The following is a 15,077-nucleotide window of genomic DNA, read 5'->3' as shown; positions in this document are numbered from 1 at the left end:
GGCGACGCGCCGCCCAGTGATTGACACTTCCCGATCACTCGCCCAGGCTCGCCGGGTGACCAGCGACCGGAGCCTGCTGCGGCACTCCGACTTCCGCCGGCTGTGGGCGGCGGAGACCGTGAGCCAGGTCGGCACCCAGGTCACCCTCCTCGCCCTGCCGGTGATGGCGGTCTCGCTGCTCGACGCGACGCCGCTGCAGATGGGCGTGCTCACCGCGCTGGAGACCGCCGCCTTCCTCCTCATCGGCCTCCCGGCCGGTGCCTGGGTGGACCGGTGGCGCCGCAAGCGGGTGCTGGTGGCCGCCGACCTGGTGCGGGCGGGAGTGCTCGGCACGCTGCCGCTGGCGTACCTGTTCGACGTCCTCACCCTGGGCCAGCTGTTCGTCGTCGCCGCCCTGACCGGGACGGCCACGGTCTTCTTCGACGTCGCCTACCAGAGCTACCTGCCCGCACTGGTCGACCGCGACCAGCTCGTCGACGGCAACGGCAAGCTGGAGGCCAGCCGCGCGGTGGCCCAGGTGGCCGGCCCCGGCGTGACCGGCGTGCTGCTGCGGGTGATGAGCGCGCCGTTCCTCGTGGCCTTGGACGCGGCGTCCTTCCTGCTGTCGGCGCTCCTCCTCGGTCGCATCCGCCGGCCCGACGTGGTGCCCGACCGGGCCGGCCGCCGGTCGCTGCGCGCCGAGATCGGCGAGGGGCTGTCCTTCGTGGTCCGGCAGCCGCTGCTGCGCCGGATCGTGGCGTGCACCGGGACGTCGAACCTGTTCTCCTCGATCACCACGACGCTGCTGGTGCTCTTCGCACTGCGCGAGCTCGAGCTGTCCGAGAGCACGCTGGGCCTGGTGTTCTCCGCCGGCGCGGTGGGCGGCCTGGTCGGCGCGGCGACCGCGGCCCGGTTCGCGAGGCGGGTGGGCGAGGGCCGGGCGATCCCGCTGGCGCTCCTGGTGGCCCTGCCGTTCACCGCGCTCACCCCGCTCGCCGCCGTCGGCGCCCCGCTGGTGCTCCTCGCGCTGGGCCAGCTGGGCTTCAGCTGGTCGGTCGTCGTCTACAACGTGACCCAGGTGAGCTTCCGCCAGCGGCTCTGCCCACCGGCGCTGCTCGGCCGGATGAACGCCTCGGTGCGGTTCATCGTCTTCGGCACCATGCCGCTGGGCGGCCTGCTCGGTGGCGTGCTCGGCACCTGGCTGGGGGTGCTGCCGACGCTGTGGATCGCCGCCGCCGGGCAGGTGCTCGCCGCCGGCTGGGTGGTGGCCAGCCCGCTGCTGCACCTGCGGGAGCTCCCCGGCGGGCTCGACGCCGCGGCCGAGCCGGCGCCCGGGTCGGTCGACGCCACGTCGCTGCCCGAGGCCCGCACCCCCACCGCAGGGGCCGATCCCGAACGGGCCGGCTGAGCAGACGGCCGCCCGGGCGGATTGGGCGGGCAGGCGCCGGGTAGCCCGCCGGGGACCACATCCGCACCAGGGAGGACGACGATGACCAGCCCGAACGAGGAGCTCGACGACCCCGGCCGCGACCCCGTGGGGCTCACCCCGCCGCGCAACCCGCTCGGCGGCGCGGACCAGGACACCGGCCGCGGCGAACCGCGCGGTGTCGGCAACGTCGGTCCGGGCGACAAGCCCGAGGCGCCGACCGACGACCCGGAGACCCGGGCCGACGAGCCCGACCGGCCCTGAGCGTCAGCCGGCCAGCCACTCCGGGGTGAGCACGCCGGTGGCGACGACGACGGCGGGGCCGGCGAGCACCGTCGTCGTCCCGTCGAACTCCACCGAGAGCCGGCCGCCCGGGACGTCCACCGTGACCGTCCCGGCGGTCCGGCCACCGGCCTCCAGCGCGGCGTAGGCCGCGGCGCAGGCCCCGGTGCCGCAGGAGCGCGTCTCCCCCACCCCGCGCTCGTGCACCCGCAGCCGGATGTGCGCACACGCCCCGCCGGGGGCGTCCTCGGCGGCCAGCACGTTGACCACCTCGACGTTCACCCCGTCGGGGAAGAAGTCGGCGTCCACGCCCGGCAGGACCGTCAGGTCGAGGGTGTCGACCGGGACGTCGGTCAGCGCGACCAGGTGCGGGTTGCCCATGGAGACGCCCAGGCCGGGGAAGTCGGCGCCACCGATGCGGGCGGCGCTGCGGCCGAGGACCCGGGCCGGCCCCATGTCGACCCAGTAACCGCCGTCGGGCCGGGCGCCCACCCGGCGCGGGCCGCCGCGGGTGCCGACCAGCACGCCGGCCTCGGCGACCGCCCGGTCCAGCAGCCCCTCGGTCAGCAGCACGTGCAGGAAGAGCCGGATGCCGTTGCCGCACATCTCGGCGTACGACCCGTCGGCGTTGCGGTGGTCCATGAACCACTCGCACTGCCCCAGCGCCTCGCCCAGCACGCCGGCCGCGTCGGGCACGTGCCGGCTGGGCACCACCCGCAGCACGCCGTCCCCGCCCAGCCCCGCCCGCCGGTCGCAGAGCCGGCGGACCAGCTCGGCGTCCAGCCGGTCCGCCGGCCACACCGAGCCGTCGGGATCGGGCAGGACGACGAAGTCGTTCTCCGTGCCGTGGCCGAGGAGGACCCGGGGACCAGCGCTGTCGATCACCGCCCGATCGTACGGTCGGTGATCGCCGTGGCCACCGCGTCGGCCAGGTCCGGCCGGGCGGCGTCGAACCAGGCCGTGGCCTGGTCGCGGCGGAACCAGGAGCGCTGGCGGCGGACGAACCGCCGGGTGGCGGTGACCGTGCGCTCCCGCGCCTCGTCGGCGGTGAGCGCGCCGTCGAGCTGCTGCAGCACCTGGGCGTAGCCCAGCGCCCGGGAGGCGGTGGGCCCCTGGCGCAGCCCGTCTTCGGCCAGCGCCTCGACCTCGGCGACGAAGCCGGCAGCCCACATCGCGTCGACCCGGCGGGCGACCCGGTCGTCGAGGTCCTCGGGTGCGCGGTCCAGGCCGACGGTCACCGACGGGTAGTGCGGGCGCGGCTCGGGCAGCCGGGCGGTGAACGGCTGCCCGGTGAGCTCGATGACCTCCAGCGCGCGGACCACCCGGCGGGTGTTGCTCGGCAGGATCGCCGCCGCGGCGGCGGGGTCCAGTGCCGCCAGCCGGTCGTGCAGCGCCTGCGCCCCCTCGACAGCCAGCTCGCCGTCCAGCCGTGCCCGCAGGGCGGCGTCGGTGCCCGGGAAGTCCAGCTCGTCCAGGACGGCGCGCACGTACAGCCCCGACCCGCCCACCAGCAGCGGGACGACGCCGGCGGCGCGCAGCCGGTCGATCTCGACGCGCGCCCGCTGCCGGTACTCGGCCACCGACGCCGGTTCCCGCACGTGCCACAGGTCCATCAGGTGGTGCGGCACGCCGTCGCGCTCGGCGGCGGTGGGCTTGGCCGTACCGATGTCCATGCCGCGGTAGAGCTGCATGGAGTCGGCGTTGACCACCTCGCCGCCCAGCCGCTGGGCCAGGGCGACGGCCAGCGCCGTCTTGCCCGTCGCCGTCGGGCCGACGACGGCCACCACCGACGGCCCGGCCGGGGTCGGCCCGGTCACCGCGCGGTCCAGGAGGCGACGAGGTAGCCCACCCCGAAGGGCGCGGCGTCGTGGCGGAGCTCCGCGGCGACCGGCCTGCCCCGGAGGGCGGCGCCCACGGCCCGCCAGACCGGCACCCCGGCGGCGAGCAGCCGGGCACCCTCACCGGCGTCCAGGCCGGCCAGGGCGGCGGTGTCACCGGCGGCCAGCGCCGCCGCGACGGCGGCGTCGAACGGCGCGGCCGCCGGGTCGAGGGCGCCGGGCGCCTTCTCGGTGCGCCGCGCCGACCCGTCGCCCATGGCCAGCACGCCGACCGGGCCGGGCAGGTCGGCCAGCGCGCACGCCAGGTCGTCGGGGCCCACCCCCAGGCGGGCACCGGTGTGGCCGGCGTGGTCGAGCAGGTGGGCCCCGACCAGGTGCGGCAACGGCAGCCGCCGGCCCCCCGGCCGCACCCGCCCGGCGAAGGGGACGTCCCGGTCGACGCCGTATCCGCGCAGGTCACCGCCGTCCCCGGGGCCGAACCGGACCCCGCCGGCGCCGTCGCCGACGACGACCACGACCTCGGGTTCGGTGTCCAGCACGGTCTGCACGGCGGACGACACCGCGGCCCGCAGCACGGACAGGACGTAGCTGGGCGCACCGGCGACGACGGGCAGCAGCACCGGCGCCTGCGGGCAGAACGCCACCGCCACCGGAGAGGGAGGACTCACGCCAGGCAGTGTCGCGGATGCATCGTGGGAGACTGCTGGCGTGTCGAGCACGGAGAACACCGGAGACCGGACGCAGCAGGCCACCCCCGGCGCCGAGGAGCGCCCCGAGACGGCGGCGACCGCGGTCGCGCCGGTCGACGAGGGGCCCCTGGCCGCGACGCCGGACGCCGCCGTCCCCACCGGCGCCGCCGAGGAGGCCGCACCCCAGCAGGACAGCGCCGCCCCCGAGGCCCCGGCACCAGCGGACGGCGCCGCAGCCGCCCCGGCTGAGCCGTCGGTCGAGGTCGCCCCGGTGGACGAGGGGCCGCTCGCGGCGACCCCCGACGCCGCCGTCCCCACCGGCACCGACGCCCCCGCCCAGGCCGTGACCGACGCCGCCGGCACCCCGGCCGGCGACGCCCCCACCGAGTCCCCTGCTGCCGAGTCCGGCTCCGCCCCGGCGCCCAAGCCGGGCCGCAACCGCGGCCGCGGCCGTGGCCGCGGTGGCGCCACCCCCTCCCCCGAACCGCTGGTGGTCCCGGCCGTCACCCCCTCCGACCCCACCGAGTGGGGCCGGGTCGACGACGAGGGCACCGTCTACGTGCGCACCGCGACCGGTGAGCGCGCCGTCGGCTCCTGGCAGGCCGGGGCCCCCGACGAGGGACTGGCACACTTCGGCCGCCGCTACGACGACCTGGCCACCGAGGTGGCCCTGCTGGAGGCGCGGCTGGCCGCGCACACCGGCAACCCCAACGAGATCAAGACCAAGGCCGAGGAGCTGGCGGAGCAGATCCTCACCTCGGCCGCCGTCGGCGACCTGGACCACCTGGCCCTGCGGGCGCGGGCCATCAGCAGCATGGCCGAGACCGCCGTCGCCGCCAACCGCCGCGAGCGGGCCGCGCAGCGGGCCGCCCAGGTGGAGCGCAAGGAGGCCCTCGTCGCCGAGGCCGAGCAGATCGGCGCGGAGTCCACGCAGTGGAAGGCCGCCGGGGACCGGCTCAAGGCGATCGTCGAGGAGTGGAAGACGATCAAGGGCATCGACCGCAAGACCGACGAGGCGCTGTGGCAGCGCTTCGCGGCGGCGCGGGATGCCTTCGGCCGTCGCCGGGGCGCCCACTTCGCCGAGCTGGACAAGCAGCGGGGCGAGTCGCGGGCGGCCAAGCAGGAGCTCATCGCCGAGGCCGAGCGGCTGTCCACCTCCACCGAGTGGGGCCCGACCAGCGCCGCGATGCGCACGCTGATGGACCGCTGGAAGGCGGTGCCGCGGGTCGGCCGCGACACCGATGACGACCTGTGGAAGAGGTTCCGGGCCGCCCAGGACGTCTTCTTCGCCGCCCGCACCGCCAACGACCAGGCCCGCAGCTCCGACGAGCTGGCCAACCAGAAGGCCAAGGAGGAGATCCTGGCCGAGGTCGAGCAGCTGGACCCGGCCAACCGGGCCGCGCAGAACCAGCTCCGCAAGCTCCAGGAGCGCTACGACGCGATCGGCCACGTGCCCCGCGGTGTGATGCGCCAGCTCGAGGACCGGATGCGCGCCGTCGAGGAGAAGTTCCGCGGCGTCGCCGACTCCTCGCGGCCGCGGGTGCAGCCGGAGAACCCGCTGCTGACCTCCATGCGGGCCGCGGTCACCAAGGCCGAGGACCAGCTGGCCAAGGCGCAGGCCGCCGGCAATGCCAAGCGGATCAGCGAGGCGGAGGCCAACCTGGCCACCCGCCGCGAGTGGCTGGCCGAGGCCGAGAAGGCCTCCCGCCGCTGAAGGAGGACCCCGTCCTCCTCACCCCTCGCAAGCTCGGGGTGAGCCTCGGGACGGGGCCTGACCGCTCCAGCACGTCACCGAGGGCCCGTCCGTTTGCCGGACGGGCCCTCGGTGTTCTCCGGCACGGTCGTGTAGCTCCTGGGACGACGGGTAGGCCGTGGACAACGGAATGCGCCGCGCCGCATGCGTGCGGAGCAGACACCGATCCGGAAGGAGCCCGTCGTGGCCCTGTCCTACCCCACCCAGCCCGGCGACATCGACCACCTGATCGCCGACGACCACGCGATCGTCGACCGGCAGTTCCAGCACCTCGAGGCCGGCCGCGGCAACCGGCGGGTGCTGGTCGACCAGATCTCCTTCGAGCTGGCCGCGCACGCCTTCGCCGAGGAGGTCGTGCTCTACCCGATCTGGCCGGAGATCGGGATGACCGACGAGCACGACGACGCCGAGCACGAGCACCAGCAGATCAAGGAGCTGCTCGTCGTCCTCGGTCGCACGGAGCCCGGTCAGCCGGAGTTCGAGGAGGCCGTGGGTCAGCTCATCTCCGTCGTCCGGCACCACGTCGACGACGAGGAGAACGAGGAGCTGCCCGAGTTCCGGGCCAAGGCCGGTGCGCAGCGGATGGCCGAGCTGGGCGAGGAGTTCCTGACCAACAAGCGGATGGCCCCCACCCGGCCGCACCCGCACGCCCCCGACGAGGGCATCGCGGAGAAGATCGCCGGGATGCTGGCCAAGCCGCTGGACCACGTCCGCGACATGCTCTCCGGGCGGCAGAAGGAGCTGGCCACCGACGCCAGCGGCCTGCTCAACCCGCAGGCCCAGGCGATCGTCGACGCCCACTCCTCGCTCGGCCCGCTGCCGTTCGAGATCCTCACCCCCGCCGAGGCCCGCAAGCAGCCCGGCCCGGACGACGCGGTGAAGAAGGTCCTGGCCGACCGCGGCATCTCCGGCCCCGAGCCGGTCGGCTCCGTGCAGGACCTGACGATCCCCGACGGCGCCGGTGGCGAGCAGAAGCTGCGCGTCTACACCCCGAGCAACCCCGGGGTCGGCCCGGTGCCGATCATCATGTGGGTGCACGGCGGCGGCTGGGTGCTGTTCGACATCGACACCTACGACGCGTCCTGCCGCGGGTTGTGCAACAAGACCAACGCGATCGTCGTCTCCCCGGACTACCGGCGGGCGCCCGAGGCGGTCTTCCCCGCCTCGCACGACGACGTCCTGACCGCCTGGACCTGGGTGCGGGAGAACGCCCGGCAGCTGGGCGGGGACCCCAACCGGATGGCCATCGGCGGGGAGTCCGTGGGCGCGACGATGGCCGCGGCCACCTCGCTGCAGCTCGCCGCCAACGGCCAGCCGACGCCGGTGGCGCAGGTCTGCGTCTACCCGCTGACCACCGGCGAGCAGTTCGGCGAGTCGATGGAGGACGCCGCCGACGGCCGCCCGCTGAACCGGGCGCTGCTGTCCTGGATGGCGATGCACGCCTTCCAGGGCAAGCCGGAGGCGGCCACCGACCCGCGGGTCGCGCTGCTGGACTGGACGCCCGAGCAGCGGGCGAGCATGCCGCCCACGCTGGTCATCACCGACGAGCGCGACGTGCTGCGCAGCCAGGGCCAGCAGTTCGCCCGCGACCTCGAGGCCGCCGGGGTGCCCACCACCCACCGCTACTTCGCCGGCGTCATGCACGAGTTCTTCGGCGCCGCCGCCGTCCTGGACGAGGCCGAGCAGGCCCAGCAGGACGCCGCCGCGCATCTCACCCGCGCGTTCAGCAGCCGCTGAGCGTCTCCCCCACCGGAAGGAGCACGCGCACATGAAGGCCGTCATCTACCGAGGCCCCAAGAACGTCACCGTCGAGGAGGTGCCGGACGCCACGATCCAGGCGCCGACCGACGCGGTCATCCGGATCACCACCACCAACATCTGCGGGTCGGACCTGCACATGTACGAGGGCCGCACCTCCGTGGAGGAGGGCAAGGTCCTCGGTCACGAGAACATGGGCGTCGTCGAGGCCGTCGGCGACGGCGTCGACCGGATCAAGGTCGGGGACCGGGTGTCGGTCCCGTTCAACATCGCCTGCGGCACCTGCCGCAACTGCACCGAGGGCTGGACGTCGTTCTGCCTGCGCGCCAACCCCACCGAGGGGATGGACGGGGCGGCCTACGGCTACGCCAACATGGGGCCCTACGACGGTGGCCAGGCCGAGTACCTGCGGGTGCCGTGGGCGGACTTCAACCTGCTGCACCTGCCCGAGGGCACCGAGCACGAGAACGACTTCACGATGCTCTCGGACATCTTCCCGACCGGCTGGCACGGCGTGGAGCTGTCCGGCTTCCAGGTCGGCGACCGGGTGGCCGTGCTGGGCGGTGGCCCGGTCGGGCTGATGGCCGCGCACAGCGCGATGATCCGCGGCGCGTCGGAGGTCTTCGTCGTGGAGAAGGAGCCCGACCGGCTGGCGCTGGCGGAGAAGTACGGCGCCACCCCGATCGACTTCAGCGCCGGCGACCCGGTCGAGCAGGTCATGGAGCGCACCGGTGGACGCGGCGTGGACCGCGGCGTCGACGCCGTCGGCTACCAGGCGCACGACTCCGGCGGCGAGGAGCACCCGGAGCTGGTGCTGGACAACCTGGTCCAGATGGTCCGCTCGACCGGCGGCCTCGGCGTCGTCGGCGTCTACATGCCGCAGGACCCGGGTGCCACCAGCGACCTGGCCAAGGAGGGGCGCATCCCCTGGCAGTTCGGCACCTTCTTCACCAAGGGCCAGTCGATGGGCACCGGGCAGGCGCCGGTCAAGCGGTACAACCGGCAACTGCGTGACCTGATCATCGACGGCAAGGCGAACCCTGGGCTGATCACCAGCCACGAGCTCGGCCTGGACCAGGCCGTCGAGGGTTACCAGCACTTCGACGACCGGGACAAGGGCTGGACCAAGGTGCTGCTCAAGCCCGGCCAGTAAGAGGCACTGCACCGCCGTTGTGCGCTGATCGTCGGTCCCGGATGCTGAATCCGACGATCAGTGCACAACCGCGCGACCAGGCGGTGGGCGGCGGCGTCAGCCGCAGGCGGGGACGGCGGCCGGCAGCGGTGCCGGGACACCGATCCCCGGCATGCCGAGCTGGACGCCGGGCGTGGTGGGCCGGGTGCCGGCCTCCGCGGCGTCACCGGCCCGGGTCCGGCGGTGGGACAGCAGCTCCCCGTCGGCGACCAGGAAGTGCGGCTTGCCCTCCGTGACCACCGTCTCGACGACGTCGCCCGGGCGGACGCCGTCGGCGGCGGTGAAGTGCACCAGCCGGCCGTCCCGGGCCCGCCCGGACAGCCGACCGCGGTCGGCGTCCTTGCTGCCCTCCCCCGCCGCGACGAGCAGCTCGACCCGGCGGCCGACCAGGGCGCGGTTCTCCGCCCAGCTGATCTCGTCCTGCAGCGCGGTGAGCCGCAGGTAGCGCTCCTGGACGACCTCCTTGGGCAGCTGGTCGGCCATCTCCGCGGCCGGGGTGCCCGGGCGCTTGGAGTACTGGAAGGTGAAGGCGCTGGCGAACCGCGCCTCCCGGACGACGTGCAGGGTCTGCTCGAAGTCCGCCTCGGTCTCACCGGGGAAGCCGACGATGATGTCGGTGGTGATCGCGGCGTCCGGCATCGCCGCCCGAACCCGGTCGATGATCCCCAGGTAGCGGTCCTGGCGGTAGCCGCGGCGCATCCGGCGCAGCACCTCGTCGGAGCCCGACTGCAGCGGCATGTGCAGCTGGTGGCAGACCGCCGGCGTCTCGGCCATCGCGGCGATGACGTCGTCGGTGAACTCGCGCGGGTGCGGGCTGGTGAAGCGGACCCGCTCCAGTCCCTCGATCGCACCCGTCGCCCGCAGCAGGTCGGCGAAGGCCCCGCGGTCGCGGAACTCGACGCCGTAGGCGTTCACGTTCTGGCCGAGCAGGGTCACCTCGAGCACGCCCTGGTCGACCAGCGCCTGCACCTCGGCCAGGATCTCGCCGGGACGGCGGTCCTTCTCCTTGCCACGCAGCGCCGGGACGATGCAGAACGTGCAGGTGTTGTTGCACCCGACGCTGATCGACACCCACCCGGAGTGGGCGGAATCCCGCTTGGCGGGGAGCGTCGAGGGGAACACCTCCAGCGCCTCGGCGATCTCGACCTGGGCCTCGTCGTTGTGCCGGGCCCGCTCCAGCAGGGCCGGCAGAGAGCCGACGTTGTGCGTGCCGAAGACGACGTCGACCCAGGGGGCGCGCCGGACGATCTCGCCGCGGTCCTTCTGCGCCAGGCAGCCGCCGACCGCGATCTGCATCCCGGGGCGGGCGTCCTTCACCGGGCGCAGGTGACCGAGGTTGCCGTAGAGCCGGTTGTCCGCGTTCTCCCGCACCGCGCAGGTGTTGAGCACGACGACGTCGGCGTCAGTGCCCTCGGCGGCGGCGGTGTAGCCGGCCGACTCCAGCAGCCCGGAGAGGCGCTCGGAGTCGTGCACGTTCATCTGGCAGCCGTACGTGCGGACGAGGTAGGTCTTGCCGTTCACCACCGCATCGTACGGACCCGCCGGCGCGGGCCGGTGTCCGCTCAGCGGCGGGCGGCCAGGAACCGCTCGGAGACGAACGCGGTGGCCTGCAACGCCACGTACTTGTCGAGGACGTCGACCACCCAGTCCTGCCGGGTCCACCGGCTCGGCGAGTACACGCCCAGCAGCTTCCCGGCCAGCACGTCGGCGGGGTAGCCGAGGGCGAACACGACGTGCACGGCCCGCTGCCCCCGGAGCCCGCCCCGGATGGCGAGCGCGTGGCCGCCGCCCCAGACGGTGCCGAACCCGAAGTGCGCCGCCCAGTTCAGCCGGGTCCGGCCCGCCGGGGTCCTGGGCCGCACCCGCAGCACTGCCTCCGCGATCGCCGCCGGCGCGTAGCTGTCCGGGCGGCCGGTGAGCGGCTGCTCGACGAACCGCTGGAAGGCGGTCATCACCGCCGTGCCGGCCAGTCCGGCGGTCGCGCCGCGAGCGAGGGAGCTGAGCAGTCCAGAGGTCGCCATGCCCCGCCGGTACCCGGACCGGCCCCGACGACGCGCGGATCGTGACCGGAGCGAGACCGGACCCGGGAACCCGGGCTCGGCGGACGGCTTCGTTACGGCATCGTGATGCCCCGGCGACCTCCCGGCGTCGGGGCGGCACCTAGGGTCCCTCCCCGTGACCGAACGTCCGACCGGAGAGCCTCTCGTCCGCCTGTCCGGCGTCAACAAGTGGTTCGGCGAACTGCACGTCCTGCAGGACATCGACCTGACCGTCGACCGCGGCGAGGTGGTCGTCGTCATCGGCCCGTCCGGGTCGGGGAAGTCGACGCTCTGCCGCACGATCAACCGGCTGGAGTCGATCGAGCAGGGCGAGATCACCATCGACGGCCAGCGCCTGCCCGAGGAGGGCAAGGAGCTGGCCCGGTTGCGCGCCGACGTCGGCATGGTCTTCCAGAGCTTCAACCTCTTCGCGCACAAGACCGTGCTGGAGAACGTGACCCTCGGGCCGATCAAGGTGCGCCGGCAGTCGAAGGCCGACGCCGAGAAGCGGGCCCGTGAGCTGCTCGACCGGGTGGGCGTGGGCGCCCAGGCCGACAAGGTGCCCGCCCAGCTGTCCGGCGGCCAGCAGCAGCGGGTCGCGATCGCCCGTGCGCTGGCGATGGACCCGAAGGTGATGCTCTTCGACGAGCCCACCTCCGCGCTGGACCCGGAGATGATCAACGAGGTCCTCGACGTGATGACCGGGCTGGCCCGCGACGGCATGACGATGGTCGTGGTCACCCACGAGATGGGCTTCGCCCGCCGGGCGGCCAACCGGGTCGTGTTCATGGACGGCGGCCGGATCGTCGAGTCCGCCACCCCGGAGGAGTTCTTCACCAACCCGTCCTCCGACCGGGCCAAGGACTTCCTCTCCAAGATCCTCAACCACTGACCCGCCGCACCACCGACGAGAGGACCCCCTCATGCGCATCACCCGCTACGCCGCAGGCCTCGCGGCCCTGGGCATCGTGCTGACCGGCTGCTCCAGCGAGGCCGGCAACCAGACCGAGGAGGCGGCCGGCGGCAGCGCCGAGGTGGCCGACGACGTCTCGTTCGACGAGGGCACGACCATGGCCGAGCTCGCCGACGCCGGCACGATCACCGTCGGCACGAAGTTCGACCAGCCCGGCTTCGGCCTGGCCGGCCCGGACGGAGTGCCCGAGGGCTTCGACGTCGAGATCGCCGAGCTGATCGCCGCCGAGCTCGGCATCCCCGCGTCGGGCATCGAGTGGGTGGAGACGGTGTCGGCCAACCGTGAGTCGTTCATCCAGAACGGCGACGTCGACATCGTCGTGGCCACCTACACGATCAACGACACGCGCAAGGAGCTGATCGACTTCGCCGGCCCGTACTACGAGGCCGGGCAGGACATCATGGTCGCCGCCGGCAACCCGCTCGGCATCGAGGGACCGGACGACCTCGCCGGCCGGAACGTCTGCTCGGTCGAGGGCTCGACGCCCGCGGAGGAGATCCGCACCAACTACCCCGAGGCGCAGCTGACGCTGTTCGACGTCTACTCCAAGTGCGCCGACGCGCTGCGCAACGGTCAGGTCGACGCGGTCACCACCGACAACGTCATCCTCACCGGCCTGGTCGCCGGCGCGCCCGACGAGTTCGAGCTGGTGGGCAACCCGTTCACCGAGGAGCCCTACGGCATCGGGCTGGCGAAGGGCGACGACGAGTTCCGCAGCTTCATCAACGACGTCCTGGAAGCCTCTTACGAGGACGGCTCCTGGGCCGAGGCCTGGGACCGCACCGCCGGCGCCATCACCGGCACGGAGGCACCCGAGCCGCCGGCTGTCAACCGCTACTGATCCCCTGCTGACCCCGGCGAGGCGCCGGCGGCGGGCCCACCCCCGTCCGCCGGCGCCTCGCCGCCGCTCGCCCTCAGAGGAGGCGTGGTGCAGTTCCTGATCGACAACTTCGACCTCTTCTGGGACGCCTTCCTCACGACCCTGAGCCTGTCGGTGCTGGCCGGCCTGGTGGCCCTGGTCCTCGGCACGCTCCTGGCGGCGCTGCGGGTCAGCCCGATCGCACCGCTGCGCGGGCTGGCCACGTTCTACGTCGAGACGTTCCGCAACACCCCGCTCACGGTCGTGCTGTTCTTCATGATCTTCGGGCTGCCGCAGATCGACTTCGCCATCGACTTCTTCCCCGGCGCGGTGCTCTCGATCGGCCTGTACACCGCCGCCTTCGTCTGCGAAGCGCTGCGCTCGGGCATCAACTCGGTGAACCCCGGCCAGGCCGAGGCAGCGCGCGCCCTGGGGCTGACCTTCGGCCAGTCGCTGAGCCAGGTGGTGCTCCCCCAGGCGTTCCGGACGGTCGTCCCGCCACTGGGCAACGTGCTGATCGCGATGGTGAAGAACACCTCGATCGCGGCCGGGTTCTCGGTCAGCGAACTCAGCTCGCTGCTGCCCCGGCTGGTCAACGCCAGCGCTCCTGACCTCACCGCCATCCTGATCGGGGTCGTCGTGGGCTACATGGTCATCACGCTGCCGTCGGCGCTGGCGGTGCACCGCATCGAGCGACGGGTGGCGATCCTGCGATGACCACGCCGGTGCTCTTCGACGTCCAGGGCCCGCGGGCCCGGGCGCGCAGCCGGATCGGCACGGTCGTCGGCGCCGCCCTGATCCTGGCGATCATCGCCTTCGTGCTCGTCCGGCTGGCCGGCAACGGGCAACTGGAGGCCGACCGCTGGGCGATCCTCTTCGACCCGAGCAGCGGAGTGCCCCAGGCGTTGGGCCGGGCGCTACTGCGCACGTTGCAGGTCGCGGCCGTCGCCATGGTCTTCGCGACGGTGATGGGACTGCTGCTGGCGGTCGGGCGCCTCTCCGAGCACCGATGGATCCGGGTCCCGGTCGCGGCGCTCATCGAGTTCTTCCGGGCGATCCCGCTGCTGGTCGTCATCTTCGCGCTCTACTTCGTGCTGCCGAAGTACGGAATCCGGTTGAGCGCCTTCACCGCCCTCACCGGCGGCCTGGTGCTCTACAACATGGCGGTGCTCGCGGAGATCTTCCGCGCCGGGATCCTGTCGATCGACCGCGGCCAGCGCGAGGCGGCCCTCGGGCTCGGCCTGCGCAAGACCCAGGTGATGACCCTCGTGCTGCTACCCCAGGCGACCCGGCGGATGCTGCCGGTCCTGGTGGCGCAGCTGGTGGTCCTGCTCAAGGACACCTCACTGGGCTTCATCATCAGCTACCTCGAACTGCTGCGGCAGGCCCGTCAGCTCGTCGAGTTCTTCACCTTCGAGTTCGGCAACCGGTACAGCTTCCAGCTCTACGTGGCGGCCGGACTCATCTACATCGTGATCAACGTGCTGCTGTCCATGCTGGCCAAGTACCTGGAGCGGCGGACCAACAGCAACCGCAAGGGGCGCGGCAAGGCCGTGAAGGCCGAGCCGGCGGACCAGATGGGCGCCGGCGCAGGCGCTCCCTGAGGCCGGTCGCCCCGCCACCTGCGGACCGGACATCGACCGACCCACCGAGGGCCCGCACGCCGCTGGCGTGCGGGCCCTCGGCGTCCCGAGCGGTCCGCGACGCTCCCCCGACCGGAACGAGCCGGTCCGGAACGTCAGACCGCGCCGTACTGCGGCCGGCGGCTTGGCAACTCCCGCCGGTGGGGTCGCGGTCCCGGCCTGCCGAGAACTGGGGTGTGACCGCCTCCCCCCTCGCCGCGAGGTTCGACATGGACTACGACCTGGACCACACCTCGCAGCTGTTCGTGAACCGGCTCCGGACGTCCGCCGCGAACTTCGCCGCCGCCGCCGGCGCCGAGGAGGCGATCGTCCGCGAGGCCGTGCCCCCGGCCCGCCACCGCCGTTCCCGGTGCCGGGTGGTGCTGCGCTACCCCGGCGGGCGGGAGAGCGACGTGACCTTCCTGGGGCCGGTGGTCTCCCCGGACCTGGGCAAGTACCTGTCCATGTCGGAGTTCGACGCCTCGATCGAGCAGTGGCTGGGTGCGGGCCAGCAGCGCAGCCGGCGCTGGCTGGTGCCCGACGACGAGGCCGCCGACGGCGTCGCGGTCGACGTGACCGCCTGGCTGGACCGCGCCCCCGGCGCGTTCGTCCCGCGCCCGCGTTGACCCGACGTGTCCGGCCCCGCGAGGCGGCGGGTTCGGACACC

General features: G+C 73.7%; 15 protein-coding genes. 10 read left to right on the top strand and 5 right to left on the bottom strand.

From position 1 onward, the window contains the following. Nucleotides 1–55 precede the first annotated feature (55 nt). Both ACI795_RS17275 and ACI795_RS17270 read left to right on the top strand, forming a co-directional pair. Nucleotides 56–1,387, top strand: a complete 1,332-nt coding sequence (locus ACI795_RS17275; protein WP_457076799.1) for an MFS transporter — start codon at nucleotides 56–58, stop codon at nucleotides 1,385–1,387. A gap of 81 nt (nucleotides 1,388–1,468) precedes the next feature. After that, entirely contained in the window at nucleotides 1,469–1,669 is a 201-nt protein-coding gene (locus tag ACI795_RS17270; RefSeq protein ID WP_457076798.1) for a hypothetical protein, read from the top strand. Between the two features lie 3 nt (nucleotides 1,670–1,672). Here ACI795_RS17270 and dapF read toward each other — a convergent pair whose 3' ends face one another. Genes dapF through ACI795_RS17255 form a run of 3 tightly spaced genes read right to left on the bottom strand, consistent with a single transcriptional unit; the run spans nucleotide 1,673 to nucleotide 4,193 of the window. Beyond that, a complete protein-coding gene (gene dapF / locus ACI795_RS17265; protein ID WP_457076797.1) occupies nucleotides 1,673–2,572 on the bottom strand; it encodes a diaminopimelate epimerase in 900 nt (299 codons plus the stop codon). Further along, nucleotides 2,569–3,504, bottom strand: coding sequence for a tRNA (adenosine(37)-N6)-dimethylallyltransferase MiaA (gene miaA, locus ACI795_RS17260; protein ID WP_457076796.1), 936 nt, complete (start codon nucleotides 3,502–3,504; stop codon nucleotides 2,569–2,571). The genes dapF and miaA overlap by 4 nt, the downstream gene beginning before the upstream one ends. Then, nucleotides 3,501–4,193, bottom strand: coding sequence for a hypothetical protein (locus ACI795_RS17255; protein WP_457076795.1), 693 nt, complete (start codon nucleotides 4,191–4,193; stop codon nucleotides 3,501–3,503). Before ACI795_RS17255 ends, miaA begins: the two co-directional genes overlap by 4 nt. Before the next feature lie 40 nt (nucleotides 4,194–4,233). On the opposite strand from ACI795_RS17255, the gene ACI795_RS17250 reads away from it, so the two are divergent. The 3 genes from ACI795_RS17250 (at nucleotide 4,234) to ACI795_RS17240 (ending at nucleotide 8,878) form a co-directional block, all read left to right on the top strand. Further along, on the top strand, nucleotides 4,234–5,928 hold the full coding sequence (locus tag ACI795_RS17250) for a DUF349 domain-containing protein (protein WP_457076794.1): 1,695 nt from the start codon (nucleotides 4,234–4,236) through the stop codon (nucleotides 5,926–5,928). Nucleotides 5,929–6,150: 222 nt separating this feature from the next. Next, entirely contained in the window at nucleotides 6,151–7,704 is a 1,554-nt protein-coding gene (locus tag ACI795_RS17245; protein ID WP_457076793.1) for an alpha/beta hydrolase fold domain-containing protein, read from the top strand. A 31-nt stretch (nucleotides 7,705–7,735) separates the two neighbouring features. Further along, nucleotides 7,736–8,878: a glutathione-independent formaldehyde dehydrogenase gene (locus ACI795_RS17240; RefSeq protein ID WP_457076792.1), complete on the top strand. Its 1,143-nt coding sequence runs from the start codon at nucleotides 7,736–7,738 to the stop codon at nucleotides 8,876–8,878. A gap of 96 nt (nucleotides 8,879–8,974) precedes the next feature. On the opposite strand, the gene miaB is transcribed toward ACI795_RS17240, so the two are convergent. After that, entirely contained in the window at nucleotides 8,975–10,438 is a 1,464-nt protein-coding gene (gene miaB / locus ACI795_RS17235) for a tRNA (N6-isopentenyl adenosine(37)-C2)-methylthiotransferase MiaB (protein WP_457076791.1), read from the bottom strand. Between the two features lie 41 nt (nucleotides 10,439–10,479). Next, entirely contained in the window at nucleotides 10,480–10,938 is a 459-nt protein-coding gene (locus ACI795_RS17230; protein WP_457076790.1) for a hypothetical protein, read from the bottom strand. 154 nt (nucleotides 10,939–11,092) lie between these two features. On the opposite strand from ACI795_RS17230, the gene ACI795_RS17225 reads away from it, so the two are divergent. From ACI795_RS17225 to ACI795_RS17205, 5 genes are all read left to right on the top strand, one after another. Further along, the gene (locus ACI795_RS17225) at nucleotides 11,093–11,848 is read left to right on the top strand and encodes an amino acid ABC transporter ATP-binding protein (protein WP_457076789.1); all 756 of its coding nucleotides are present in this window, start codon (nucleotides 11,093–11,095) and stop codon (nucleotides 11,846–11,848) included. A gap of 31 nt (nucleotides 11,849–11,879) precedes the next feature. Continuing rightward, nucleotides 11,880–12,770 (top strand): glutamate ABC transporter substrate-binding protein, encoded by an 891-nt coding sequence (locus ACI795_RS17220; protein ID WP_457076788.1) that lies wholly within the window; start codon nucleotides 11,880–11,882, stop codon nucleotides 12,768–12,770. 87 nt (nucleotides 12,771–12,857) lie between these two features. Next, on the top strand, nucleotides 12,858–13,505 hold the full coding sequence (locus ACI795_RS17215) for an amino acid ABC transporter permease (RefSeq protein WP_457076787.1): 648 nt from the start codon (nucleotides 12,858–12,860) through the stop codon (nucleotides 13,503–13,505). Further along, nucleotides 13,502–14,392: an amino acid ABC transporter permease gene (locus ACI795_RS17210; protein ID WP_457076786.1), complete on the top strand. Its 891-nt coding sequence runs from the start codon at nucleotides 13,502–13,504 to the stop codon at nucleotides 14,390–14,392. Before ACI795_RS17215 ends, ACI795_RS17210 begins: the two co-directional genes overlap by 4 nt. Before the next feature lie 215 nt (nucleotides 14,393–14,607). Beyond that, complete coding sequence (locus tag ACI795_RS17205; RefSeq protein WP_457076785.1) at nucleotides 14,608–15,036, top strand: hypothetical protein; 429 nt, start codon at nucleotides 14,608–14,610, stop codon at nucleotides 15,034–15,036. The last annotated feature ends 41 nt before the right edge of the window (nucleotides 15,037–15,077 follow it).

It is taken from the genome of Modestobacter sp. SYSU DS0290, from assembly GCF_054050955.1.
This window is presented reverse-complemented; position numbering and strand designations above follow the sequence as displayed.